Annotated in this window: 20 protein-coding genes, 4 tRNA genes and 1 pseudogene; 9 read left to right on the top strand and 16 right to left on the bottom strand. The window is 40.2% G+C overall.

Features of this window, described 5'->3' with window-relative positions; translation table 11 throughout:
• Nucleotides 1-194 precede the first annotated feature (194 nt).
• Entirely contained in the window at nt 195-1553 is a 1359-nt protein-coding gene (gene pcnB, locus O3746_RS05530) for a polynucleotide adenylyltransferase PcnB (protein WP_371448077.1), read from the top strand.
• Complete coding sequence (gene folK / locus O3746_RS05525; RefSeq protein ID WP_197560334.1) at nt 1553-2056, top strand: 2-amino-4-hydroxy-6-hydroxymethyldihydropteridine diphosphokinase; 504 nt, start codon at nt 1553-1555, stop codon at nt 2054-2056. Before pcnB ends, folK begins: the two co-directional genes overlap by 1 nt.
• A gap of 54 nt (nt 2057-2110) precedes the next feature.
• Here folK and dcuC read toward each other — a convergent pair whose 3' ends face one another.
• From dcuC to O3746_RS05495, 6 genes and pseudogenes are all read right to left on the bottom strand, one after another.
• Nucleotides 2111-3469 carry an anaerobic C4-dicarboxylate transporter DcuC gene (gene dcuC, locus O3746_RS05520; RefSeq protein ID WP_197560333.1) on the bottom strand — a complete coding sequence of 453 codons (1359 nt, stop codon included), beginning with the start codon at nt 3467-3469 and terminating at the stop codon, nt 2111-2113.
• 238 nt (nt 3470-3707) lie between these two features.
• The gene (locus O3746_RS05515) at nt 3708-4880 is read right to left on the bottom strand and encodes a hypothetical protein (protein ID WP_371448023.1); all 1173 of its coding nucleotides are present in this window, start codon (nt 4878-4880) and stop codon (nt 3708-3710) included.
• A gap of 36 nt (nt 4881-4916) precedes the next feature.
• Nucleotides 4917-8828, bottom strand: coding sequence for an ATP-dependent RNA helicase HrpA (gene hrpA / locus O3746_RS05510; RefSeq protein ID WP_371448021.1), 3912 nt, complete (start codon nt 8826-8828; stop codon nt 4917-4919).
• The gene (locus O3746_RS05505) at nt 8825-9214 is read right to left on the bottom strand and encodes a DUF423 domain-containing protein (protein WP_128787532.1); all 390 of its coding nucleotides are present in this window, start codon (nt 9212-9214) and stop codon (nt 8825-8827) included. The genes hrpA and O3746_RS05505 overlap by 4 nt, the downstream gene beginning before the upstream one ends.
• The gene (locus O3746_RS05500; protein WP_065243362.1) at nt 9215-9667 is read right to left on the bottom strand and encodes a DUF441 domain-containing protein; all 453 of its coding nucleotides are present in this window, start codon (nt 9665-9667) and stop codon (nt 9215-9217) included.
• 10 nt (nt 9668-9677) lie between these two features.
• Nucleotides 9678-9788: pseudogene (locus tag O3746_RS05495) on the bottom strand (divergent polysaccharide deacetylase family protein); the annotation flags it as partial.
• 127 nt (nt 9789-9915) lie between these two features.
• Here O3746_RS05495 and O3746_RS05490 point away from each other — a divergent pair.
• Entirely contained in the window at nt 9916-11820 is a 1905-nt protein-coding gene (locus tag O3746_RS05490; protein ID WP_197560329.1) for a monovalent cation:proton antiporter-2 (CPA2) family protein, read from the top strand.
• A gap of 35 nt (nt 11821-11855) precedes the next feature.
• On the opposite strand, the gene rlmKL is transcribed toward O3746_RS05490, so the two are convergent.
• The 4 genes from rlmKL to mltA form a co-directional block, all read right to left on the bottom strand.
• Nucleotides 11856-13991: a bifunctional 23S rRNA (guanine(2069)-N(7))-methyltransferase RlmK/23S rRNA (guanine(2445)-N(2))-methyltransferase RlmL gene (gene rlmKL, locus O3746_RS05485; protein ID WP_371448017.1), complete on the bottom strand. Its 2136-nt coding sequence runs from the start codon at nt 13989-13991 to the stop codon at nt 11856-11858.
• A gap of 292 nt (nt 13992-14283) precedes the next feature.
• Complete coding sequence (gene znuA / locus O3746_RS05480; RefSeq protein ID WP_371448015.1) at nt 14284-15270, bottom strand: zinc ABC transporter substrate-binding protein ZnuA; 987 nt, start codon at nt 15268-15270, stop codon at nt 14284-14286.
• 167 nt (nt 15271-15437) lie between these two features.
• Nucleotides 15438-16199, bottom strand: coding sequence for a tRNA cyclic N6-threonylcarbamoyladenosine(37) synthase TcdA (tcdA, locus tag O3746_RS05475; protein ID WP_371448013.1), 762 nt, complete (start codon nt 16197-16199; stop codon nt 15438-15440).
• Nucleotides 16199-17326 carry a murein transglycosylase A gene (mltA, locus tag O3746_RS05470; protein WP_197553440.1) on the bottom strand — a complete coding sequence of 376 codons (1128 nt, stop codon included), beginning with the start codon at nt 17324-17326 and terminating at the stop codon, nt 16199-16201. Before mltA ends, tcdA begins: the two co-directional genes overlap by 1 nt.
• A gap of 191 nt (nt 17327-17517) precedes the next feature.
• Here mltA and O3746_RS05465 point away from each other — a divergent pair.
• A tRNA-Met gene (locus O3746_RS05465) sits at nt 17518-17594 on the top strand.
• 113 nt (nt 17595-17707) lie between these two features.
• On the opposite strand, the gene O3746_RS05460 is transcribed toward O3746_RS05465, so the two are convergent.
• The 3 genes from O3746_RS05460 to metC all read right to left on the bottom strand — a co-directional run bounded on the left by O3746_RS05460 (nt 17708) and on the right by metC (nt 20925).
• Nucleotides 17708-18214, bottom strand: a complete 507-nt coding sequence (locus tag O3746_RS05460; protein ID WP_371448010.1) for a DUF2301 domain-containing membrane protein — start codon at nt 18212-18214, stop codon at nt 17708-17710.
• Between the two features lie 73 nt (nt 18215-18287).
• Nucleotides 18288-19643 carry a UDP-N-acetylmuramate:L-alanyl-gamma-D-glutamyl-meso-diaminopimelate ligase gene (mpl, locus tag O3746_RS05455; RefSeq protein WP_371448008.1) on the bottom strand — a complete coding sequence of 452 codons (1356 nt, stop codon included), beginning with the start codon at nt 19641-19643 and terminating at the stop codon, nt 18288-18290.
• 91 nt (nt 19644-19734) lie between these two features.
• Nucleotides 19735-20925 carry a cystathionine beta-lyase gene (gene metC / locus O3746_RS05450; protein WP_070775772.1) on the bottom strand — a complete coding sequence of 397 codons (1191 nt, stop codon included), beginning with the start codon at nt 20923-20925 and terminating at the stop codon, nt 19735-19737.
• A gap of 141 nt (nt 20926-21066) precedes the next feature.
• Between metC and O3746_RS05445 the strand changes: the two genes are divergently transcribed.
• From O3746_RS05445 to O3746_RS05425, 5 genes are all read left to right on the top strand, one after another.
• On the top strand, nt 21067-21669 hold the full coding sequence (locus O3746_RS05445) for a peroxiredoxin C (RefSeq protein WP_049370140.1): 603 nt from the start codon (nt 21067-21069) through the stop codon (nt 21667-21669).
• A gap of 89 nt (nt 21670-21758) precedes the next feature.
• Entirely contained in the window at nt 21759-22316 is a 558-nt protein-coding gene (pgsA, locus tag O3746_RS05440; RefSeq protein WP_070775771.1) for a CDP-diacylglycerol--glycerol-3-phosphate 3-phosphatidyltransferase, read from the top strand.
• Between the two features lie 155 nt (nt 22317-22471).
• Nucleotides 22472-22547 (top strand) — tRNA-Gly (locus tag O3746_RS05435).
• A 4-nt stretch (nt 22548-22551) separates the two neighbouring features.
• Nucleotides 22552-22638, top strand: a tRNA-Leu gene (locus O3746_RS05430).
• 18 nt (nt 22639-22656) lie between these two features.
• A tRNA-Lys gene (locus tag O3746_RS05425) sits at nt 22657-22732 on the top strand.
• A 140-nt stretch (nt 22733-22872) separates the two neighbouring features.
• On the opposite strand, the gene miaB is transcribed toward O3746_RS05425, so the two are convergent.
• The 3 genes from miaB to nudF all read right to left on the bottom strand — a co-directional run bounded on the left by miaB (nt 22873) and on the right by nudF (nt 25904).
• The gene (gene miaB / locus O3746_RS05420) at nt 22873-24297 is read right to left on the bottom strand and encodes a tRNA (N6-isopentenyl adenosine(37)-C2)-methylthiotransferase MiaB (RefSeq protein ID WP_049371534.1); all 1425 of its coding nucleotides are present in this window, start codon (nt 24295-24297) and stop codon (nt 22873-22875) included.
• 151 nt (nt 24298-24448) lie between these two features.
• On the bottom strand, nt 24449-25273 hold the full coding sequence (gene cpdA, locus O3746_RS05415; RefSeq protein ID WP_371448005.1) for a 3',5'-cyclic-AMP phosphodiesterase: 825 nt from the start codon (nt 25271-25273) through the stop codon (nt 24449-24451).
• A 7-nt stretch (nt 25274-25280) separates the two neighbouring features.
• Entirely contained in the window at nt 25281-25904 is a 624-nt protein-coding gene (gene nudF / locus O3746_RS05410; protein WP_111386926.1) for an ADP-ribose diphosphatase, read from the bottom strand.
• Between the last annotated feature and the right edge of the window lie 32 nt (nt 25905-25936).

The following is a 25936-nucleotide window of genomic DNA, read 5'->3' as shown; positions in this document are numbered from 1 at the left end:
CCGCACTTTTCGTGTTTTTATCAAATGCGTATTGAACATAGAGAATGGAGTAAATTATTCTTACTTATATAAAAAATTTATTTGGTAAAAAAACTAAAAAAGAAACCGAAACCAATATAAATTCGCTAGTTCCAAAAACGGAGCAAAAAAGCAAAAAATCTAACGTTTCAAAAACAGAGCGTTCACAACCCAAGATCGCCCCGTCCTCTTCTCACCATAAAAAAAACAACACTCAAGTGCCTCGTTATGACAAACATAGCGTGAAAGCCTCTCATTTCGGCATTAACCCGCGTATGTTTAGCCGTAATGCCATTACTGTGGTAGAAAAATTGCAACGCCAAGGTTATGAGGCTTATATCGTTGGAGGCTGTTTACGCGATTTATTATTAGGTAAACATCCAAAAGATTTTGATGTGGCAACAAACGCTCGTCCAGAGCAAATCCAGGCCGTATTCCAACGTCAATGCCGTTTAGTCGGTCGTCGTTTCCGCCTGGCGCATATTATGTTTGGACGTGATGTAATCGAAGTGGCAACATTCCGTGCCAACCATTCGGATGCGCGCAGCGAAAATCAAGCGAAACAAAGCGATGAAGGGATGTTACTGCGTGATAACGTGTATGGCACCATTGAACAAGATGCAGAACGCCGTGACTTTACCGTAAATGCCCTTTACTACAATCCGCAAGATAATACCTTGCGTGATTATTTCAACGGAATTGATGACCTGAAAAACGGGAAATTACGTCTGATTGGCGATCCCGTTACCCGTTATCAAGAAGATCCTGTGCGTATGCTACGCTCTGTGCGCTTTATGGCGAAATTGGATATGTTCTTGGAAAAACCAAGTGAACAGCCCATTCGTGAGCTTGCGCCATTGCTGAAAAATATTCCACCGGCGCGTTTATTCGATGAAAGCCTAAAATTATTGCAGTCTGGCAATGGCGTAAAAACCTATAAATTACTGCGACAATACGGCTTATTTGAACAGCTTTTCCCAAGCTTAACGCCTTATTTCACCGAAAAAGAAGACAGCCTTGCGGAACGCATGATTTTAACGTCGTTAAATTCAACGGATGAACGTATTGCCGATAAATTACGCATTAATCCAGCCTTCTTATTTGCGGCATTCTTCTGGTATCCACTACGCGAAAAAGTGGATGTGTTGAAAAATGAAGGTGGTCTAAACAATCACGATGCTTATGCCCTTGCTGGCAATGAAGTGCTTGATCAATTATGCCGCTCATTAGCAGCGCCTCGTCGTCACACCTCTGTCATTCGTGATATTTGGATGTTGCAATTACAACTGCTTAAACGTACCGGTTCTCATCCTGCTCGCACGATGGAACATCAAAAATTCCGTGCAGCCTTTGATTTATTGGCGATGCGTGCTGAAGTGGAAGGCGGTGAAACCGTTGAACTCGCAAAATGGTGGCATGAGTACCAACTCAGCAATCAAGAACAACGTCGCCAATTGGTTCAAGAGCAACAAAAATTGCATCCTGCACCGAAGAAAAAATATTACCGCAGACGTAAACCTAAGGCGGCTAACTAATGGTTCAAGTGTATATCGCCCTTGGCAGCAATTTAAATACGCCGACAGAACAATTAAATTCCGCATTAGAGGCAATTTCTTCGCTGTCTAATACCGAATTAAAATCGGTCAGCGGATTTTATCAAAGCAAACCATTAGGCCCGCAAGATCAACCGGATTATGTGAATGCGGTGGCGATGATCGAAACCACTCGCCCACCTTTAGCTTTGCTCGATGAATTGCAACGTATCGAAAATGAACAAGGTCGCGTGCGTTTACGTCGTTGGGGTGAGCGTACACTGGATTTGGATATTCTGCTTTATGGTGATCAAATCATTCAAAATGAACGCTTAACCGTGCCTCATTACGATATGAAAAATCGCGAATTCGTGATTGTGCCGCTTAATGATATCGCACAAGATTTGGTTTTACCGGAAGGCGAAAAAGTCGCAGATTTGGTGAAAGCCTTTGAACATCATCATATGCATAAAATCAAAAACAGCGAGAAAATTGACCGCACTTAACTCAAAACAAAAGGGCTGATATTCACTATCAGCCCTTCTTTTTTACCTATCAAATTAGGCGGCAACGGAAACAAAGATTTCAGTGCCGATAATCACACAAATAAAACCAACCAACATTGGGACAGACATACGTTTTACGATTTCAAATGGTGAGATTTTTCCCATACCGGATACCGCTACAACCACACCAGAAACCGGTGATAAACCACGACCTAAGTTAGAAGCTTGTAACATTGGAATGGTTAAGAACGCTGGGTTGACGCCCATTTGAGTGGCTAATTTTGGAATTAATTCTGCAAAAGCATAGAACGCCGCGTTACCAGAACCTGTAGCCATAGTGGCTAAAATGGTAATCACCGCAAGCACTAACATCATAAAGAACGCTGAACCACCGAATGATTGTGCAGAGGCGATTAAATTAGTGATAAAGCCGATAGTACTTAAACTTTGCGCAAATACGCCAGCCGCCACTAAAAGCATTACCACGCCCGCAAAGGCATCTGCCATACCGCGATATGCCACAATGAGATTATCGAAGGTTTGTTTTGCGTTAAAGCTACGTAAAAAATCTACCGTAGCAGTAATGATAAAACAAAGCACCATCACGGTAACAATGTGTAAATTTGGTAAACCCCATTTACCGTCAAAAATCAACACGCCAATAATGGGTAATAATGGCAAAATCGCGTAGTAGTTTGGTGCTGTAGTTTTAATGTCATCTGCATTAATGCGTTCTACTTGCACACCTTCTTTTTTATCTAAATAACGCTGCCAGAAGAAGTGTGCTACAGCAATCCCTAAAATCGCAAAAATCGAAACCGGCAATGCGGTGCCAAATGCAAATTCACCTAAAGGAATTTTGGAAATTTCAGCCGAAAGCACCACGTCGCCTGATGTTGGGGAAAGAATAATGGAAATTGGTGACGCACAGATTGCTGCCGCAGCCCCACGAGAAATCCCCACGTTGACCATCACAGGGAATAATGTCGCCATTAATAACACGCCTAAACCTGTTGCAGATGACACGGCAAAAGACATCAAACATGCAAGAAAGTAAGCAAACACCATTAAAATATAAGGTGAACGGATATTTTTCAGTGGTTTTGACACCAATTTCACCACCACATCGTTCGCGCCAAGATGAGTCATGTACACGGAGAAACCACATAACACCATAATCATCAAGCCTAAGCCGCCGCCACGATTACCGAGTAGATATTTCACATATTCTAAAATATCAAAATAGGTGGAACCGGTGCTTTTCACGCCTTCCGGTAAAATCGAATGTCCCATCAGCACTGAAATGAATAACAATACCAAGCCACCGAACATCAATACGCCGGTCGCTGAATAGCCTTTCACGATATAATATGCCACCAAGACAATGGCAATCAAACCTATAATCAGATCCATAATTTACCTCTTTATTAAAATAATAATATCAGCAAGATAGCGATTGAATTGGCAGTTGTAAATCAGTTCAATACGAAAATTTGAGGTAGATCACAAAAAGATTTTTGGGAGAAAGTGCGGTCAGTTAGGGAGGTGTTTTTTAAAGTTAAAAACGTTTTAAAAAATGACCGCACTTTTTGAGTAACTGTGATTACGCTGGCACGCCTCAGAAGATGCGCGCTATCCTGGAGGATTTTTATTATTTTTCACTATTTCTATTTAAAAATTTTTCAATCAATTTGTCTATTTCAAAAGGTGAATTCTTTGTATTTTTATCAAACAAGTTCACAGGATTATTTCCCATATTTGTTACAGATAATTCTAATAGTAACTTTTTCAAATCAACATCATTTATTTCATCAACTTTACGTTGATACCCCTCAAATGCAATAGCTACAGCTGCTTTATAAGCATATTCTTCTTGAACTCTAACCAAATGATTATTTCTCTGAGAATTAGACCAAACCAACCATAATAGTGGCATCACAACAGGTAATCGTGAAAAAAATCGGAAATAATCAAATGAATTCTGCTTCCATTCTGAAGCTAAAATAATAAGGATTATAATTGACATAGCTAATAAGCCAATATTACGCCACAAAGCAGAATTTTTAATTGGAGTATTTAATTCTTCTTTTCTTGCTAAGAAAGATTGAGCCATACTAGCTCTATTTGCATCCCCTAAGATATCTTTAATTTTTTCTTTTTCATCATCTAACTCTTCAATAAGAACATTCAATTCATCTTTTTTACTTTTCTTCAATTTATCAAGTTCAATTATTGAATTATCTAATCTATTCTTATCAGCATTAATACTTGAAAGAAATTCTTCATATTCATGCTCCACTTCAATATATTTATTTTTATATATTTCATACTCAGATTGAATAGATGAAATCCTTGCTTCTAAAGATATAACATTATTTTTAACCCCTTCTATTTGAGTAGCATTTGCTTGACTACTCCCCAATAATGTTTGTAATGATGTAAGTTTATCTGAAAAATCTTTATCTTTTTTAGAAAAAGAGTCTTCAAATTTCAAAATTTTATCATTTACTTTCTTCTCAAATTCTTCTATCAAAGGCATCTGAGGTATATATGTAAAATATAAGGATCCAATCATAGAAAAAACTTCTATGAAATCATTATAATTTTTAGAAATATCTACCCCATTATTTTCTTCAATACTTTTTAAAATCTTTTTTAGTTTGGGTATAATTTTTTTCTCTTTATAAAACTTACATAACTCATCTTTTTCATCCGATAATGATTTTATCTGTTTTATTGAATGGCTAACCAACCAGTCTAAGTTACTGTTAGTATCATTTTTAACTAATTCATATAGGCTATTTAATAATTCTAAAGTTTCCATAATATTTGTCCTTATATTTGTTATGAACTAATAAAACTAAACAACTGAAATCAAATTCAAAATCCGCTTATCCGATACCTGATACTTCGTGCCTAATTGCTGCGCAAATAAACTCACACGCAATTCCTCAATCATATAGCGAATTTCCGCAATTTCATCAGAAATTGGTTTAGATTTCGGCAGTTTAGCAAGCAATTGTTGGTAAGCCTGTTGTACTTGTTCCACGCGTAGCATTGCTGCACGATCGCGATTCACATCTTGAGCCAGTTTATCGATACGTTTATCAATGGCTTGCAAATAGCGCTGTAAATCCGGTAGGCGATCATAACCACTCTTTTGCACAAAGCCTGGATAAATCAGTCCGCTTAACTGCGCCTTAATATCAGAAAAGGCAAAGGCCATCGTGAAATCCATTTTGCCTTTTAAACGTTGGTTCAAGGCATGGTTAAGGGAGAGAATTTGCTCCACTTTCTGCGCAATATCCACGGTCACTTCGTTAAGGTTTTCTCGGACGAAATCACGCAATTTTTCAAAGCCTGCTTCATCCCATACAAACCCGCCAAAATCGGCAATCAGTTTATCCACGGCACAAGCGATACAGTCATCAATCAAATCCAACACGCGACCGAACGGGGTAAAATACAGCCCCAATTTGGCTTTATTCGGCAATTTTTCATGCAGGTATTTAATCGGTGACGGCACATTGAGTAGCAACAAGCGGCGCAAACCTTGTTGCATTGCCACTGCTTGCTCAAACTCTGTTTCAAATAGCTTAATACCTACCGCATCTTTTTCATCTACAATGGCCGGGAAGGCTTTGACGCTGAAACCGCGTTGTTTTTGTTCATAACATTGTGGTAGCTCTGCAAAGCTCCAAATATGCAATCCACTTTGCTCAATGCCATCATCTGCTACAGCAGAAATACTTTCCTGAACACGATCTTTTAAGTTGAATTTCAGCTCATCCAAATTCATGGATTCCGCAATTTTCTTGCCGTTTTCATCCACTACACGGAAAGTCATTTTCAGATGGCTTGGAATTTGTTCCCAATTCCAATGTTCCGCTTCTACAGTGACGCCCGTCATACGACGCAATTCATAAATCAGCGTATCCAATAATGGTTTTTCCAACGGCACGGCTCGACTTAAAAAAGCTTGAGCATAATTAGGTGCAGGCACAAAATTACGGCGATAAGATTTCGGCAGCGATTTAACCAGCGCAATCACCAATTCTTCACGCAAGCCTGGAATTTGCCAATCAAAGCCCGTCATTTCCACTTGATTGAGCAACGGCAACGGAATATGCACGGTCACCCCGTCCGCATCGGTACCTGGTTCAAATTGATACGTCAGTTTGAGTTTCAAATTACCTTGATGCCAGAAATTCGGGAAATCCAGCTTGCTCACTTGTTCCGCATCATCATTAATCAAGAATGAACGTTCAAAATTAAGCAATTCAGGATCTTTTTGCTGCGCCTTTTTCCACCACGTATCAAAATGTTTTTGAGAGACCACTTCTGTGCCAATACGCTGATCGTAAAATTCAAAAAGCGTACGGTCGTCCACCAAAATATCGCGTCGGCGGCTTTTGTGTTCCAACTCTTCTACTTCTTGAACGAGTCGTTGATTTTCTTTGAAGAATTTATGTTTGGTATTCCAATCCCCTTCCACTAAGGCAGATTGAATAAAGATCTCACGGCTCACCGTTGGATCGATAGAGCCATAATTCACTGGTCGCGCAGCTACAATCGGCACGCCATAAAGCGTGACTTTTTCATCGGCAATCACGGCGCCACGAGATTTCGACCAACGCGGTTCGGAATAGGATTTTTTTATTAAATGCTCGGCAAGTGGCTCAATCCATTCTGGCTCGATTTCCGCTACCATACGCCCCCAAAGTTTGGAGGTTTCCACTAACTCTGCGGCAATCACCCATTTTGGTTGTTTTTTGAAAAGTACAGAATTGGGGAAAATCGCAAAATGGGCATTGCGTGCGCCAAGATATTGTTGTTTCTCCGCTTCTTTTAAACCAATATGAGAAAGCAAACCACTTAAAAGTGCGGTATGAATTTGCTGATATTCTGCTTTTTCAGAATTAATCGACAAGCCCATTTCACGCACGGTTAAACGAATTTGATGATAAATATCCTGCCATTCGCGAATACGTAAATAATTTAAGAAATCCTTTTGGCACTGACGACGGAATTGGTTTTTACTCAATTCTTTTTGTTGTTCTTGTAGATAACGCCAAAGATTGAGGAAAGCTAAGAAATCTGATTTTTTATCGGCAAAACGACGATGTTTTTCATCAGAAGCTTGCTGTTTTTCTTGTGGGCGTTCACGCGGATCTTGAATAGACAATGCAGCGACAATAATCATCACTTCATGCAACGCATCTTGTGAAACAGCACTCAACAACATTTTCGCTAAACGTGGATCTACTGGAAGTTGCGATAATTGACGACCTGCTGCAGTAAGTTGGCGTCTCTCGCCCATTTTTGTGCGAACAATTTCAAATGCACCTAATTCTTCCAATAGCTTCACGCCATCTTGAATATGGCGTTTATCTGGCGCATCAACAAACGGGAAAGCTTCAATATCATCCAAACCCAATGCGGTCATTTGCAAAATAACGGAGGCTAAATTGGTGCGCAGGATTTCAGGATCGGTAAACTCCGGACGAGAATTAAAATCCTCTTCCGAATATAAACGAATACAAATCCCTTCGCTCACACGACCACAACGACCTTTACGCTGATTAGCAGATGCCTGTGAAATAGGTTCAATCGGTAAACGTTGTACTTTGGTGCGATAGCTATAACGGGAAATTCGCGCTGTACCTGGGTCAATCACATATTTAATGCCTGGCACGGTCAATGAGGTTTCTGCGACGTTGGTCGCCAACACGATGCGATTTAATCCGCTCGGATGGAAAATTTTATTCTGTTCTTGCGCAGACAAGCGAGCAAAAAGCGGTAGAATTTCCGTGTGTTTTAGATTTTGTTTTTGTAAAGCTTCGGCAGTATCGCGAATTTCACGCTCACCGTTCATAAAGATCAAGATATCGCCCCGACCTTCTGCTTGCAGTTCATCCACCGCATTGAGAATGCCTTGTAGCTGATCTTGATCGTCTTCTTCCACTACGGGACGATAACGCACTTCAACAGGATAGGTTCTGCCCGAGACTTCAATAATCGGAGCATTGTTAAAGTGTTTAGAAAAACGTTCCACATCAATAGTCGCGGATGTGATGATAAGTTTTAAATCACGACGACGTGGTAAAAGCTGTTTCAGGTAACCGAGAATAAAATCGTTGTTCAGGCTTCGTTCGTGGGCTTCATCGATAATCAGACAAGAATATTGATTAAGGAAACGATCGCTTTGAATTTCTGCTAACAGGATCCCGTCAGTCATCAACTTGATTTGCGTATCATCACTGATTTGATCGTTAAAACGAACCTTATAACCAACTAAATCGCCAAGCTCCGTTTCCAGTTCTTCCGCAATACGCGCCGCCACCGAACGAGCAGCAATACGGCGTGGTTGAGTATGACCAATCATGCCTAAATTGCCGAAACCTAATTCCAAACACATTTTCGGCAATTGAGTGGTTTTACCTGAACCTGTTTCCCCTGCCACCACGATGACCTGATGCTCAGAAAGCAGTTTTTGAATTTCGGCTTTGCGTTGGCTAACGGGCAAACTCTCTGGAAAAACAATCGGATTTTTGACCACACTTTTACGATTTTCTACACGCAATTGAGCCTGTTCAATCTGCATCTGGATTTCTGCGGCAACGGCTTGCTGAGCCTCTTGGCTTTTAATTTTTCCAATACCATGAATGCGGGCGGATAAACGACGTTGATCCACCAGCATAATATCCTTGAGTTTCGAAAAGAGAGATTGTTGTATCGGATTTAATTCACGTTTGACTGATTTGTTCTTCATACTGATTTACTTTTAAAACCACCGTAAGCCAAGCAAAGCCAACCAATTAAAAAGAGCGTGCCTCCAATCGGTGTCACCCAAACGAGAAATTTGCCCGCACCAAGCGCAAGCGCATAAAGGCTACCGCTAAAGAGCAGAATACCGTACACCCAAGTCCCTGCAGCAAGATTAACTATTTTGTTTGCAACCAATGATTCACGGCATAATTGCAAAATGCCAATCGCTAAAATCGCAATGGTGTGGAACATTTGATATTTCACACCCGTTTCAATCCAGGCTAACTCTTTAGGTTCTAAAACCTTGCTTAATCCATGTGCCGCAAAAGCACCAATTGTCACACACAAAAAACCGCTCAATCCCGCGATAAATAACCATTTGTTTTTCATTTAAAATTTTCCTATTAATACAGCTAAAATCCCTGCGGCGATTAAAGGTCCCACTGGAATACCGCCTAAGAAAGACACACCAATAATCGTACCAATTAATAATCCTGTCACCAAAACAGGTTGTTCACTCATTAATGGCACCCCTTTCCCCGCAAGCCATGCGACGAATACCCCGGTTAAAATAGAAACACCCATTTTCCAGTTTAAAAATGAACTTAAATCTGGAAGCTGAATTTTTCCCGACACTAACGGTGCAAGCACACCAATCGTTAAAATGATGATCCCGATTTTGACACCGTATTGTTCGAGTATAGGAATGTATTTGGATAATAAGGTTTGCTGCATAATTAATAGCACAGCGGCTGAGATGGTAATCGCGCTATTTTGGCTAATTAAACCTAAAACAATTAAGAAAACCAATAACAACGCGACCATATTGAATTGTAATGTCATAATACCTCTAAAGTGCGGTCAAAAAAAACGTAGGTTTTTCAACGTTGGCTTTGCCAACGGCCCCACAAGGGGTGAACAAGCGAACGAGTGAGCTTGTGAATAAAAAACTGACCACTTTTATGCGTGTAAAGTTTTTGTAAATTATACCAATTTCTTGCTTTTCTGTGTTTTTTATTTAGTGAAAAAAGGCTAGAATACAACTCAACTTTCTTCTCATACTCCCTGTTTTTACTAAGGTTTTTTGCCCTATGTCGAATGTCGTCAGCCCTGAATTAATTAAAACTGTTGTCCTGCTTGCTACCAGTGTCACTATCGTGCCACTTTTTAAGCGTATTGGCTTAGGTAGCGTGTTGGGTTATTTAGTGGCAGGCTGTTTAATTGGACCTTCCGTATTTAGTTTTATTAAAGATGCGGAATCAGTGCTACATATGGCAGAACTCGGCGTAGTCATGTTCTTATTTATTATCGGCTTAGAAATGCACCCCGAACGATTATGGGCAATGCGAAAAGCTATTTTCGGGCGAGGTCTTTTACAAGTCGGGCTATGTGGTGTTCTGCTTACCTTTGCTGGTATCTATATTTTAAATCTTCCTAAAGAGGTCGCATTTATTGCGGGTATGGGCTTTACCCTTTCTTCCACCGCTATTGTTATGCAGGTATTAGAAGAACGCGGGATTACGAATACACCAAAAGGCCAACGCGTTATTTCTACCTTAATTTTTGAAGATTTATCCATTGTGCCATTATTGGCTTCTATTGCCTTTTTAACGCCTGAAACCAAACATATTGAACATCACACAAACTGGACATCTATTGCTATTGCACTCGGTGCCGTTGTCGGTTTAGTGGTTGCGGGTAAATGGTTAATGAACCCAATTTTCCGTTTGATTTCCAAAGCTCATATTCGCGAAATGATGACAGCTGCCGCCTTACTTGTGGTGTTAGGTGCTGCATTAGCCATGGAAGCGAGTGGCCTTTCAATGGCGATGGGCGCATTCGTTGCGGGTGTAATGCTTTCAGAATCCGCATTCCGCCACCAATTAGAAGCCGATATTGAACCATTCCGTGGTTTATTGCTCGGTCTCTTCTTTATGGGCGTGGGAATGTCGCTTGACCTCAGTTTAGTCTTCAATGATGCGGTTTGGTTGTTAGGTATTGTATGCCTTTACATCGTCGGCAAAGCCTTAGCCGTTTATACCGTGGCACGTATTACAAAACTAGACCGCACCGAATCAGTTGGGCGAATGACCATTATGGCGCACGGTGGTGAATTTGCATTCGTACTCTTCTCTGCTGCGACGACTGCAGGCGTGATGACAAAAGATCAAAATGCGACTTTTACTGCAGCTGTCATTATTTCGATGCTATTCTCCCCATTGATTGGTTTATTGATGCGTAAAATTAACCAACGCAAATCAGCGAATCAAGAGGAAAAAGTCGATACTAGCGATCTTGATCCAATTGTGGATTTAGAAGATAGCGTGCTCGTGATTGGTTTTGGTCGTTTCAGCCAAATCGTGTGTCAATCGCTTCTGGTTCGTGGCATTAACGTCTCGGTGATTGACCGTAACATCGAAAACATCCGTGCGGCAGCGAAATTCGGTTTTAAAGTTTATTACGGTGACGGTGTTCGCCTTGATGTTTTACGTGCAGCGGGTATCGAAAAAGCCAAATGTGTTGTCATCGGGATTAACGATACACAACGTATTGAAAACATCGTTCAGAATTTGAAAGATGCTTATCCGAAACTCCCAATTTTGGCGCGAACTTATGACCGCCAAACAACCGTGAGTCTTATTAAGCAAGATGTAGACTTTATCGTGCGTGAAACCTTTGAATCTGCATTGACGCTCAGTCGTGCAACACTAATGCAATTAGGTATCAATAAAATTGAAGCTGATGAGGTCATTGCTGAAGTTCGTTACTTAGATCAAGAACGATTGAATGAAGAAGTTTTACATGGTTTTTCTACAGACATCATCCGAAAATATTGGATGCCAAAACCTTTCGTTAAACCACATTCTGATGCTGAAGCACTCAATGAAGAAACGGCTGAGATCTTAGAAAAAGAAGATGACACCAATGACGAAGCAGTGGTTGAAATCCTTCTTCATGATGATTCAGAAACAGAGAAACAAAAAGAAGTTGAATAATAAAAAAGCCCGATAAATCATTATCGGGCTTTTTTTTAAGCTTTCATTGTCACAAACCAGCAATTATGGATTTGTTTATTACGCTCAAAATCAAGCGGTAAGGTTTTAGCTGAAATTTCGACCGCACTTAATCCCAATTCATCTAACGCCTCAAAATCCATTTTAAAACCACGTTTATTGTTCGAGAACACGATGGTGCCGTTAGAGCGTAAAATACGTTTAAGATTACGCATCAATTTGATGTGATCACGTTGTACATCCCAACTATCTTCCATACGTTTAGAATTCGAGAATGTTGGCGGATCCACGAAAATTAAATCAAACTGGCGATCACATTTCTCTAACCACTGCAAACAATCTGCTTGTATGAGCTTGTGCTGCTTGCCTTCAATATCATTTAAAATCAGGTTTTGTTCTGCCCAGTTTAAATAGGTGTTAGACATATCCACGGTCGTCGTCGATTTTGCCCCGCCTAATGCCGTATGCACTGTTGCGGAACCGGTATAAGCAAAAAGATTGAGGAAATCTTTGCCTTTTGCCATTTCGCCAAGCATTTTACGGGTTAAGCGATGATCTAAAAATAATCCTGTATCCAAGTAATCCGTCAAATTCACCCAAAGCTGAGCGCCGTATTCATTCACATAGAAATATTCGCCTTTATTGGCCAATTTTTCATATTGATTCGTACCTTTTTGTTTTTGACGCACTTTCAAAATCAGTTTATTGGTTTCAATACCAGTGACTTGCAAGGTTGCAGTCACTGCATCTAATAAACGTTGACGCGCTTTATTTTCATCAATATTTTTGGGTGCGGCATACTCTTGCACCACAATATGATCACCATAACGATCCACTGCCACGTTATATTCCGGTAAATCGGCATCATATAAACGATACGCATCAAGACCTTGCTGCTTCGCCCATTTTTCAATTTTCTTGATATTTTTCTGCAAACGATTCGCAAAATCCACCGCTACCGTTGAAGTGCGGTCAAATTCAAGCGGATTTTCAGCCACACTTTCTTTACGTTCTGAAATTTGATAATTCTTCTGAACACAATCTAACGGACCGTTTTTTGCTTTAAATTGACGATGTGAACGCATACGCAAACAATCAAGCAACGTAGATTCACTACTGAAAATCGACGCATTCCAACCACCAAATTCATTTTTAAGACGTTGCCCAAAGACTGAATATAGTGCAATCAAAGCAGGCGTTGTACCTAAACGCTCACCGTAAGGTGGGTTACAAATCACTGTTCCCACTTCATCTGGACTTGGATTTTTTAATGCGGCGACATCACCTTGTTTCCAGTGAATTAAGTGTGCTACACCTGCATTTTGTGCGTTCTTTTGCGCTTTTTTCAGAACGCGATGATCGAGATCGAAGCCATAAAAATGCGGTTTTAGATTTTGATTAAAATAAGCTTCAGCTTGCTGTACCGCTTCTGCTTTCACCTCATCCCAAGCATCTTGATTATGCCCTTTCCAGCAATCAAAGCCCCAATGTAAACGATGTAATTGCGGTGCAATTTGTGCTTCCATTTGTGCAGCTTCGATTAACAAAGTACCCGAACCGCACATTGGATCCACTAATGGTGTCCCTTTTTTCCAACCTGAACGAAGCACTATCGCAGCGGCTAAGGTTTCACGTAAAGGCGCTTGGCCTGTATCTTCACGATAGCCACGTAAATGCAATGCTTCGCCACTTAAATCGAGTGAAACGACGAGTTCTTCTTTATTTAAATAAGCATGAATTCGCACATCTGGATAGTCTTTATCCACATTTGGACGCGCTTTCCCTTGGCGTTCAAAATAATCCACAATGGCATCTTTCACTCGCATCGCACCAAATTGGGTGTGACGAATTTCTTGGTTTGTCCCATTGAAATCAACAAAAAATGTGGCTTTCTCATCAAAATAACTTAACCAATCCTGCCCTGTCACAATTGAATACAAGTCTAAATCACTATATACCTTTCCATTTACAATCGGTAACAAAATACGCGAAGACAAACGTGACCATAATAAGCTGCGATAAAGTGTTTCATCATCAGCCTGAAAATGTACGCCGCCTTGTGCGATTTTACATTCCGTTGCACCAAGCTCAGCCAGTTCGACTTTTAAGAGTTCTTCAAAACCACGGGCAGTTGTGGCAAATAATTGTTTCATGCGTTTTCTCGATAGGGAAAAATTGGGCGGATTATAGCATAGTTTTTACTAGGATTTCGCCTAAGGCGACCTACTTTTCTTTGCTTGTGCAAAGCAAAGTAGGCAAAAGAAAACACACCCCAATTAAATCGCTAATCCTCATTCTTTTTCAATTTTCTTTACAGAAATTCTCGAACTCGCTTCGCTCAAACAAGCGAAAATTTCTTAAAAATTGAAAATCATTCGGGCGATTTAGATGGGGACAATAAAAAAACAGCCTTAAAGGCTGTTTTTAAGATAGAAGCAAATTAGATTATTTACTTAAACATTGAGCATAGCTATCAGCGGTGGCTTGAAGGAAATTCGCATAGGAATTTGGGCCAAGCTGTACGTTATCGCCAATAGGATCTAAACGACCGACATTAACTTTTGTACTTTGTGCAAGAGAGTCAATCACTTTTGGTGTGAATTGAGGTTCAGCAAAAAGACAATTTACATGGTGTTCTTCAATCTCTTCTTTGATGTGGGCAATGGTTTTTGCACCCGGTGCCACTAATGGATTAATGGTGAAATAACCGGTTTGATTTAAACCATACGCATCATTGAAATAGCTATAAGCATCATGGAATACAAAGAAGCCTTTATCTTTGAGTGGGGCTAATTGCGCTTTGATCTTATCGCTTTGCTCGGTCAAAGTGCGGTTAAAATCGGCTAAGTTTTTCGCGATGAGCTCTTTTTTATCCGGATATTGTTCCGTTAATTTATCCGCCACTTTTTGTGCCACAATTTGGCTGATGGCTGGTGAATACCATAAGTGCCAGTTCACGCTTAACCCATTTTCATCTACATCGTGGTGGTGATGCTCATGGTCATGGCCATGCTCGTGCTTATGATCGTGTCCATGCTTATGATCATGCCCGTGCTCATCTTCATCGCCTTCATGATAATGTTCATGATGGACCTTGCTTAAAAGCGGTTTAATTTCTGGAATCTCAGAAATATTGATGATTTTTTTGCTATCAATTTGGCTAATCGGTTTTTCTAAGAAAGCGTCAATATCTTCACCAACCCAAAGCACTAAATCTGCCGATTTCACTTTTTGCACATCTGAAAGTTTTAAGCTGTAATCATGTGGAGAAGCACCTGCTGGTACTAAAACCTGTGTATCCGTCACACCGTTTGCAATAGACGATGTAATAAAACCGAGCGGTTTCACGGAGGCCAATACATCAGCATTTGCCATCATTGGAAGGGTTAAAAGTGCGGTAGAAATTGCACTCATTTTTAATACTTGTTTCATGTTTGTTTCCTTACTTTCATTGGGAATTATTCTCAAAGCCAACATAGACTACGCCTTTTTGATAAAATTGCAACGTTCCAAATAAAAAAATGAAGTGATATTTCTTCATCTTGTTAAATACTTTCATTCATAAAGAAAAAGCAACGTTTTCACGTTGCTTCATTTCTTTATTTTAATAACTTATCGATTACCCTAGAAACGGCAAAAAAGCCAAAGGTTGCGGTTATCATAGTTGCTGCACCAAAGCCATTTGCACAATTCATGGTGGCTGAGACTTCACAGCCTTCGCCCATTTTAGGGAAAATCAGAGGCTGGCTGGAAAACACTGCATCAACTGCAAACTTACGTTGTGGATTTTGAGTAAAATTGAAATCCTTACGTAAAACTGACCGCACTTTTGCCAATAATGGATCTTGAATCGTTTTACTTAAATCAGCAATTTGAATTTTCGAAGGATCAGTCTGACCACCTGCGCCACCAATTGTAATAATCTTGATTTTATTACGTTTGCAATAGGCAATCATCGCGGCTTTGGTTTTCACGCTATCAATGGCATCAATCACATAATCATAACCACGATTTAAGTATTCCGCTTGATTATCCGGTGAGATGAAATCATCAATAATATTCACCACACATTCGGGATTAATCAGCTTAACGCGCTCGGCCATCACTTCCGTTTTAAGCTTGCCAATATTGCCGCTTAATGCAGGAAGTTGACGATTAATATTGGTGACACAAATATCATCCATATCAATCATAGTGATCTGCCCTACACCGCTTCGCGCCAATGCTTCCACCACCCACGAACCTACGCCGCCAATACCTATGACGCACACATGAACCTGACGCAAACGCGCCAAGCCTTCTGGTGTGTAAAGGCGGCCAATGCCGCCAAAACGTTGTTCGTAGTTATCGACTAGAGCCATTATTGTAGTACCCAAACTCGTCCATAGTGTTTTGATAACCCCGCAATATGACCCGCTTGATCGCCAATACCACGGTATAAGTCAAAGTGGTGACCATTAACTGCACCACCCACATCAAGCGCCACCATTAAGTGTAATTTGTGTGTGCCCATCCAGTTACCCTCATTATCAATATCAGGTACTTCAACCAATAATACAGTTCCAGAAGGAATCACATTGCGATCAGAAGCAACAGCAGCCATTGGCACTAAAGGCACACCAGCAGAACCCTTCACTTTACCTGTCGGATCGTTTTTAAAGAAAACATAAGATGGGTTACGTTCTAACAATTCTCGTACTCGAGATGGGTTTGCTTTCCCCCATTCACGAATCGCTTGAATAGACATTTTTTCTTTTGGAATTTCACCATCTTCAACTAACAAACGACCAACCGCTTGATATTTATAGCCATTTTGGCCAGCATAGGCTAAATAATTTAAATTGCCATCACCGTAATCAACATAGCCACTCCCCTGCACGCCTAATAGGAAGTTATCCATCATTGAATCACTGTAAGCGAGCTCTAAGCCTTGTCCAGCCAGTGCACCATTATAAATTTCTGCACGGCTATAACGTTTATAGCTTGGCATCGCATAAATTGGATGTTGATATTGACCTTGTGCAGTACGGCGTGCATGAATCACTGGCGAATAATAACCTGTCATCAACACGTTTTGATAACCATCAAAACCTTTCATAATCTGAGGATTAATGCCGTATTGTGCTAATTCATTTACATTTGCTCCAGCAAGCACCCAGTTAGTAATTTTGCCATAATTCGCCGCAAAGCGATTTGTTAATGAATTTGAATAATCACGAACATTCGTCAACTGTGTTAAAAAGTCACCTTGGTTAACGACCGCACTTTTATTCTCCACGGAAGCTACGGGACTTAAAATAGCTTGTTGATAAGTACGTCCACTATACTTTGCTCCGAATTTTTGTGGATCGTCGCCTGTCGCAGTACGCGGCAAGCTAGAATTATTTTTTGAAGAGACTTTACTTGGGGCCGATCCACATGATGCAAGTACTGAAACAGCCGCCATCACAGAAAGAATTTTTACGGCGAGATTTTGACGAAATTTCATTCTTATTTTCCTAAATTAAACTAACTAATACAAAGTTGCATACGCTATCAAAAATTCCCTTTTAGGACTAGCACTATTTCATAAAATGATTAATTAATATTCACATTGTTTATTTTCTTAACAAACGGAAAGTCAAATTCAGTTTAAATCTTGCAATAATTTTTGAAACGAGTATATTACGCGCCATCAGACGCGGGGTGGAGCAGCTTGGTAGCTCGTCGGGCTCATAACCCGAAGGCCGTCGGTTCAAATCCGGCCCCCGCAACCAAATTACAAAGCACCGAAATTTCGGTGCTTTTTTCGTTTTTAGATAAAGATAAAATTGAATCGAAATAAAAAGGCACATGTCGTGAAACATTATGCCTTTATCTATCAATCTTATTAGATTTGATACTTTGTTTTATCGCCAATATCAAAGTGCAATGGCATTCGCCATTTTTGAACCGCAAGAATTAATAATAATCCCCCAACGATCAACGATAAAATTCGGGCAATCCAACCCCCTTCAAATACCCAAGTAAACCAAAGTGCGGCGACAAATGCAGGTTGTAAATTTAATAGCGGTACTCTAAAACAGAAGTATTCTTTAAAACATAAACCGCCAAGTGTTACCAAGGCACCACCTAACGCTAATTCATGCCAATCTAAAAGCGCACATAAAAGTGCAAGCCACGTGGCAAATTGGAATGTTAAACGAAAATGCTTTAAATAAATATGAAGGGATGATGCACAACAAGTTGCCGCAATCAACACGGCAATTTGAGCCTGTTGAGGATACCAAGTTAAAGCCAAGATGCTAAATGCCGCAATGACAAAGCCTGTGCGATAAATAATGACAGTGAGTTTATCCCAAACATCCATTGGAGATTGAATATGTGGATCAGCCATGTAATTTCCTTATTTTGATAATAAAAAGTGCGGTCAAAAACACTCTCATTTTTGACCGCACTTAACATTGAGATTATTTTAATCGATCTAAAATCTTTTGATGAATGCCGCCAAAGCTACCGTTTGACATCACAAGAATATGATCCGTTGGTTTTGCTTCTGCCACAATCATATCGACTAATTTATCAACATTTCCTGTGTAATGTGCAGGTTGCACACATTGTCCCGCAATTTCAGCGATGTCCCATGGAATATTATCTGGTTGTAACATAAATACGGCATCGGCACGTCCTAGTGCTGGGGCAATTTCATCTTTATGCACACCCATTTTCATGGTGTTTGAACGAGGCTCTAATACGGCAAGAATACGTACGCCACCGCCAACTTTGTCACGCAACGCAGTAAGTGTTGCCAAAATGGCTTCTGGGTGATGAGCAAAGTCATCATAAACCGTAATCCCGTTTACTTCACCCTTCACTTCTAAACGACGTTTTGCATTGATAAAGCTACCTAATGCATGACATGCATCTTCAATTTTCACACCGGCATGGTAAGCCGCCGCAATCGCCATTAAAGCATTGTGCATATTGTGCTGCCCAACAATATTCCATTTCACTTCAGCGACTTTTTGACCATGATGGAATACAGCAAATTCAGAGCAATCATTGGTAATACGTTCCGCAAACCATTCTTTATCTTTACCGATAAATTGCTGTTCTGACCAACATCCCATATTGAGGGTTTCTTTCACGCTCTGTTCATCTGCAAAAGAAAGAACGCGTCCTGTAGAAGGAATGGTGCGGATCATATGATGGAATTGACGCTGGATCGCGTGAAGATCATCGAAGATGTCAGCATGATCGAAGCTAATGTTATTAATGATCAAGGTTTTCGGATTGTAATGTACAAATTTAGAACGTTTATCAAAGAACGCCGTATCATATTCATCTGCTTCAATCACGAAGAACTCGCTTTCCCCTAAACGAGCAGATGTACCAAAATTCCCCGCAATACCACCGATTAGAAAACCGGGTTTTAATCCATTTTGTTCTAAAATCCAAGTCAACATGCCCGTTGTTGTGGTTTTACCATGTGTACCTGAAACCGCCAATACCCAACGATTACGCAACAAATGGTCGTGTAACCATTGCGGGCCAGATGTATAAGGCAACGCATTATCCAAAACATATTCCACACAAGGATTACCACGTTTCATGGCATTGCCAACAATCACCATATCGGGTGCAGGCTTAAGTTGAGCCACATCATAATTAGGAATAATTTCAATACCCTGCTCTTGTAAAAAAGTGCTCATTGGCGGGTAAACATTGGTATCGGAGCCCGTTACTTTATAACCCATTTGTTTGGCAATCATCGCAACACCACCCATAAAGGTCCCGCAGATGCCTAAAATATGAATATGTTTCATTGTTCTTCTCTAGTTGCTAAAAATGCTGACTATGATAAATCAACTCAAAGATTGAGTAAATAAGGGCTGTTTACATAAACAGCCCTCTTTCTTATTTGATTCGGTCAAAGCCTTCTTGAAGATCGGCAATTAATTCATCCGTGTCTTCAAATCCAATATGCAGACGAATTAATGAACCTGTTAATTTGCGCTCAATACTCGGACGAATTTTCGCAATTTCTTCTGGTTGATTACATAAAATGAGCGATTCAAACCCACCCCAAGAATAAGCCATTGTGAAAAGATCAAAATGATCCATAAAGGCAGAAAGCTCTTCATCGTTTAAACGTTTATGTAATTCAAAAGAAAATAAACCGCTTGCACCAGTAAAATCACGTTTAAAGTTTTCATGACCTGGACAGCTTGGTAACGCTGGATGATAAACTGCTTTCACTTGTGGTTGTTCACTTAACCATTTGGCGACTTTTAAACTACTTTCATGATGTTGTTTTAATCGCACACCTAAGGTACGAATACCGCGTGCTGTCGTATAAGCAGAATCCGCATCGACCATTTGTCCCATTAAATAGGAATGTTCGCGCAATTTATCCCAAGTACGCGCATTAGCCACTGCGGTACCGATCATAATATCAGAATGCCCCACTAAATATTTGGTCCCAGCTTGAATAGAAATATCAATACCGTGTTCTAACGCTTTGAATAGTACGCCTCCTGCCCATGTATTATCGATCATAATGACGATTTCAGGACTTACGGCTCGAACCGCTTTAACAATCGCAGGAATATCTGGCACCTCCATTGTTAAAGAACTTGGTGACTCTAAAAATAAGACTTTCGTGTTTGGCTGCACAAGTTTCGCAATCTCCGTGCCTATCATGGGATCATAATAGGTCGTATCAATATGCATTTTTTTCAAAATCACATTGCAAAAATCTTGTGTTGGCTCATAAGCAGCACCTGTCATTAAAACGTGATCGCCCGTTTCTACAAAGGATAAAATAGCATTGGTTACCGCTGCGGCACCACAAGGATAAAGGTAACAACCAGCCCCCCCTTCCATTTCACACATTAAATCTTGAAGTGCAAAGTGTGTTAACGTGCCACGACGTCCATAGAAAAGCTCTCCCTTGTAACGATTTTTTGTACAATGTTTTTTATCAGCAATAGTGTCAAACACTAAAGAAGAGGCACGTTGGACCACTGGGTTTACCGCCCCTTGGGTAAAACGTTTTTTACGTCCGGCATGAACCAGTGTCGTTGATAAAGTATGATGTTCTGACATATATTTCACCTGTAACTTAGACAATATTAATTAATTCAATAGATAAAAACAGCTGTTAAAGTGTGGTTAATTTTTTTAGAATACTAACCGAGTTTTTGCGTTAGCAAAATTTTTATTAACATTTATATAGGAATTATGACTATGGTATTAGTAACTCGTCAAGCTCCAGATTTTACTTCCTCTGCAGTTTTAGGCAATGGTGAAATCGTTAACAACTTCAATTTCAAAAAACACGTTAATGGTAAAGCTGCGGTATTATTCTTCTACCCATTAGACTTTACTTTCGTTTGCCCATCTGAATTAATCGCATTCGACCACCGTTATGAAGAATTCAAAAAACGTGGTGTTGAAGTTGTTGGTGTATCTATCGACTCAGAATTCACTCACAATGCATGGCGTAATACCCCAACTGAAAACGGCGGTATCGGTGCAGTTAAATATGCATTAGCAGCTGACGTTAAACACGAAATCGCTAAAGCATACGGTATCGAACACCCAGAAGAAGGTGTGGCATTACGTGCTTCATTCTTAATCGACAAAAACGGCGTTGTTCGTCACCAAATCGTAAACGACTTACCATTAGGTCGTAACATCGATGAAATGTTACGTATGGTAGATGCGTTACAATTCCACGAAGAACACGGTGAAGTTTGCCCTGCTCAATGGGAAAAAGGCAAAGAAGGTATGAAAGACAGCCCAGAAGGTGTTGCTAAATACTTGAAACAAAACGCTGACAAACTTTAATTTTAAGAAAAAGCCACATTAAGTGGCTTTTTTTATTTTTGTAGATCCTTTAAAATGAACGTATCTTTAACCAAAGTGCGGTTATTTTTATGAAATATAATGTTCCCATTTTCCTGACGATTCTCCGAGTGATTTTAATCCCATTCTTCGTTTTGGCGTTTTATCTCCCTATCCCTTCAGCGCCTTTTATTACCACTCTTATTTTCTTTATAGCTGGTGTCACTGACTGGTTTGATGGCTATCTTGCTCGAAAATTAAAACAAACAACTCGCTTCGGTGCTTTCCTTGATCCTGTAGCTGATAAAGTGATGGTGATTACTGCCCTTGTGTTAATCGTGGAATATCAACATTCTTTCTGGATTACTATCCCTGCTATTATTATGATTTCACGTGAAATTATTATCTCTGCTTTACGTGAATGGATGGCTGAATTGGGTGAACGTAATAAAGTGGCCGTTTCATGGTTGGGAAAAGTGAAGACAACCTCTCAAATGCTAGCTTTAGGTGGATTACTCTGGCGATATAACGTTTATATGGAAACATTGGCAATCATACTACTCTACTTGGCGGCGATTTTAACAGTGTGGTCAATGCTCCAATACTTGAAAGCAGCTAAAGGCAGCTTGTTAGATAACATTGAATTATAGAATTGGCTAAATTTTAAATAAAAGGTGCGGTTATTTTAATCGCACCTTTTGTTTTTGAATTATTTTTAACCAATCAAAAAAATTTTTTACGAATTTTATTTGACACAATAAGATAAATCCGTAAAATACGCCCCGTTGTTTGGCAACAAGCAAATGCGGGAATAGCTCAGTTGGTAGAGCACGACCTTGCCAAGGTCGGGGTCGCGAGTTCGAGCCTCGTTTCCCGCTCCAATTTGCCCGAGTGGTGGAATCGGTAGACACAAGGGATTTAAAATCCCTCGCCTTTCGAGGCGTGCCAGTTCAAGTCTGGCTTCGGGCACCATTTCAAAATCATACCAGTGGGTCGTTAGCTCAGTCGGTAGAGCAGCGGACTTTTAATCCGTTGGTCGAAGGTTCGAATCCTTCACGACCCACCACTTTAAATCAGCACCTTAACGGGTGTTTTTTTATACCTAAAATTTAAGATAAAGACTTTCCCACTCTCTTTTCTAAAAAAACACATAAAAAAAATAACCGCACTTTCGTACGGTTACTTATTCATATTCACTTTAAACGATTATCCGTGATAACGTCCTACACCTAATTCATCTTCTTTACGAGTACGGTTCATCACTTCTTGTGGAGATTGTGCAATACGTAATCCCATTTGATCTTCAGTACGCACCACTTCACCACGTAGAGAGTTAGTATAAACATCGGTAATCTTGATATCGACAAACTTACCGATCATATCTGGTGAGCCTTGGAAATTCACAATACGGTTGTTTTCAGTACGTCCTGTTAATTCCATAATATCTTTCTTAGATGGCCCTTCTACCAATACACGTTGCTCTGTGCCAAGCATACGACGGCTATATTGTGCCGCTTGTTGGTTGATACGCTCTTGTAAAAGATAGAGACGTTGTTTTTTCTCTTCTTCAGTGACATCATCTGGCATATCAGCTGCAGGTGTGCCTGGGCGCGCGGAATAGATAAAGCTGAAGCTCATATCAAAGTTAACTTGCGCGATGAGATTCATTGTTTGTTCAAACTCTTCATTGGTTTCACCCGGGAAGCCAACAATGAAATCTGAGCTGATTTGAATATTTGGACGCACCGCACGTAATTTACGAATGATCGATTTATATTCTAACGCAGTATGACCACGTTTCATCATGGTTAAAATACGGTCAGAACCAGCTTGTACCGGCAAGTGTACGAAGTCCACTAATTCAGGTGTATCGCGATACACGTCAATAATATCGTCAGTAAATTCGATTGGGTGACTGGTGGTAAAACGTAAGCGATCGATACCGTCAATAGACGCCACTAAACGCAATAATTCCGCAAATGTACAGATACCGCCATCAAATGTCGGACCACGATACGCATTTACATTTTGGCCTAATAAATTGATTTCACGTACACCTTGATCAGCCAACTGTGCAATTTCAAATAACACATCATCAACAGGACGGCTGACTTCTTCACCACGGGTATAAGGCACCACGCAGTAAGTACAATATTTATTACAGCCTTCCATAATAGACACAAATGCAGTTGGACCTTCTGCGCGAGGCTCTGGTAAGCGGTCAAATTTCTCAATTTCAGGGAAACTGACATCCACCACCGAACTTTTACCGCCACGAATTTGATTAATCATTTCTGGTAAGCGATGTAAAGTTTGCGGACCAAATACGATATCCACGTAAGGTGCACGATGACGAATATGTTCACCTTCTTGTGAAGCCACACAACCGCCCACACCGATGACTAGGTTTGGATTTTGTTTTTTTAATTCTTTCCAACGACCTAACTGATGGAACACTTTTTCTTGTGCTTTTTCACGGATAGAACAGGTGTTAAGAAGTAACACATCTGCTTCTTCTGGAATATCTGTCAATTCCAAACCATGTGTATTTAAGAGAAGATCGGCCATTTTCGATGAATCATACTCATTCATCTGACAGCCCCATGTTTTAATATGTAATTTTTGCGTCATATTGCTTAAAAAATAAAGATTAGTAAAAAGATAAAATCGGTCGGCTATTGTACAGATTTGTGGGAATTCTGGCTAGTGTAAAATGGACTTTTACCTATTTCGGTATAGAAAAAGTGCGGTTAAAATCATCTAAATTTTAACCGCACTTTGTTTAGTATCCTTCTTCTTCCATATTGGGTAGGAATGTTTTTTGTTTGATTCGTTTTACTCTCGTTTCAATTCGTCCATCTGGGTGTAGCTCAATTTCACGCCAACCTGGTTGTAAGGTATCTAACGCAAAATGATTGCTATCTGGCTTAAATTGAATACAAGTCGCTGGCGTTGCCATGGTTTGATACCCCTGCCAATAACCATCAACCTGTTGATGAATATGCCCGTATAAAATCCCTTTTACATTGTTGAATTGAGCAAGAACGGCTGAGAAGCTATGCGCATTACGCAAGTTATGCTGATCAAGCCATGCTGAATTCGTTGGTAATAAATGATGATGCAATACGACTAAGCTATGACGCGCTGGATTTTCTGCTAATTTTGTTTTTAACCAATCTAATTGGTAAGCACTTAATTCACCATGAGGCACACCGGATACTTGGCTATCTAACAAAATCACTTGCCAGTGTTTACCTAGAAGTAAATGTTTTGACGCATTAATAGGCGATTGGCTTAAATGTTCGACCATTTTAGGTTGGAAATCATGGTTACCCGGAAGCCAAAATACCCATTTATTTAACGGTTTAACCATTTCAACAAATCGTAAATAGCCTTCGTCACTACTATCTTGTACCAAATCCCCCGTTGCAAGCACGATATCATAGTCAAAAGACTCAGACTGAATTTCTTTTAACACCTGAGAAAAACTTTCGTGCGTGTTGATACCTAATAAGTCTTTGCTTGTATCTTTAAACAAATGAGGATCGGTAATTTGTAATAATTTAACAATTTCACTCGCGGGTTCGTATTCAAATCTATTGTTCATGGGACTCCTATTGCCAGCGTTGCTGCAATTGGGCGTAATTTAATTGAAGCCATTGCAAGCCCATTACTGCAATGCCATTATCAATTTTGCCTTCACACATCCATTGATAGGCTTGCTCACGTTTCACCACATGAACACGAATGTCTTCATTCTCTTCAGCTAAACCATGAAGTCCCTTGGCTTGCGAGCTATCAACTCGTCCGACAAACAAATGAATACGTTCGACGACACCCCCCGGGCTATCCCACACGCTTACACAATGTGTGAGATCTTGAACGGATACGCCTGCTTCCTCTTCACTTTCACGCAAAGCGACTTCTTCAGGTTGTTCACCCTCTTCTACCATCCCGGCGATCAATTCTAATAACCAAGGGGAACGAGCTGATTCAGGTTGATATGCACCAATACGTACTTGCTCAACTAAAACCACTGCATCTTTTTCCGGATCGTAAGCAATCACTGCAGAAGCAGCACCTTTGACCAATAATTCACGTGTCACAACGCCACTTTCGCCACCGGCAAAAAGCTTATGTTTAAACTGTACTTTCTTAAGTGTAAAAAAACCTTTATAAACAGTTTCTTCATTAAGAACTTCTATATCATGCTGACTAAACTGTTGAATTTGTGACATCATTACTCTCCTAGTATCGAGGTCGCATAATA

Source organism: Haemophilus sp. 27098_8_127 (assembly GCF_041433495.1).
In the GTDB taxonomy this organism is placed as follows: Bacteria; Pseudomonadota; Gammaproteobacteria; order Enterobacterales; family Pasteurellaceae; genus Haemophilus_D.
Note: the sequence above shows the minus strand (reverse complement) of the source record. Positions and strands in the feature narration are given on the sequence as shown.

Bases quoted from the DNA above. Each gene is read 5' to 3' on its own strand.
- folK (WP_197560334.1), top strand. From the start codon at position 1,553: ATGGTTCAAGTGTATATCGCCCTTGGCAGCAATTTAAATACGCCGACA.
- dcuC (WP_197560333.1), bottom strand. From the start codon at position 3,469: ATGGATCTGATTATAGGTTTGATTGCCATTGTCTTGGTGGCATATTAT.
- O3746_RS05515 (WP_371448023.1), bottom strand. From the start codon at position 4,880: ATGGAAACTTTAGAATTATTAAATAGCCTATATGAATTAGTTAAAAAT.
- hrpA (WP_371448021.1), bottom strand. From the start codon at position 8,828: ATGAAGAACAAATCAGTCAAACGTGAATTAAATCCGATACAACAATCT.
- O3746_RS05505 (WP_128787532.1), bottom strand. From the start codon at position 9,214: ATGAAAAACAAATGGTTATTTATCGCGGGATTGAGCGGTTTTTTGTGT.
- O3746_RS05500 (WP_065243362.1), bottom strand. From the start codon at position 9,667: ATGACATTACAATTCAATATGGTCGCGTTGTTATTGGTTTTCTTAATT.
- O3746_RS05490 (WP_197560329.1), top strand. From the start codon at position 9,916: ATGTCGAATGTCGTCAGCCCTGAATTAATTAAAACTGTTGTCCTGCTT.
- rlmKL (WP_371448017.1), bottom strand. From the start codon at position 13,991: ATGAAACAATTATTTGCCACAACTGCCCGTGGTTTTGAAGAACTCTTA.
- znuA (WP_371448015.1), bottom strand. From the start codon at position 15,270: ATGAAACAAGTATTAAAAATGAGTGCAATTTCTACCGCACTTTTAACC.
- tcdA (WP_371448013.1), bottom strand. From the start codon at position 16,199: ATGGCTCTAGTCGATAACTACGAACAACGTTTTGGCGGCATTGGCCGC.
- mltA (WP_197553440.1), bottom strand. From the start codon at position 17,326: ATGAAATTTCGTCAAAATCTCGCCGTAAAAATTCTTTCTGTGATGGCG.
- O3746_RS05460 (WP_371448010.1), bottom strand. From the start codon at position 18,214: ATGGCTGATCCACATATTCAATCTCCAATGGATGTTTGGGATAAACTC.
- mpl (WP_371448008.1), bottom strand. From the start codon at position 19,643: ATGAAACATATTCATATTTTAGGCATCTGCGGGACCTTTATGGGTGGT.
- metC (WP_070775772.1), bottom strand. From the start codon at position 20,925: ATGTCAGAACATCATACTTTATCAACGACACTGGTTCATGCCGGACGT.
- O3746_RS05445 (WP_049370140.1), top strand. From the start codon at position 21,067: ATGGTATTAGTAACTCGTCAAGCTCCAGATTTTACTTCCTCTGCAGTT.
- pgsA (WP_070775771.1), top strand. From the start codon at position 21,759: ATGAAATATAATGTTCCCATTTTCCTGACGATTCTCCGAGTGATTTTA.
- miaB (WP_049371534.1), bottom strand. From the start codon at position 24,297: ATGACGCAAAAATTACATATTAAAACATGGGGCTGTCAGATGAATGAG.
- cpdA (WP_371448005.1), bottom strand. From the start codon at position 25,273: ATGAACAATAGATTTGAATACGAACCCGCGAGTGAAATTGTTAAATTA.
- nudF (WP_111386926.1), bottom strand. From the start codon at position 25,904: ATGTCACAAATTCAACAGTTTAGTCAGCATGATATAGAAGTTCTTAAT.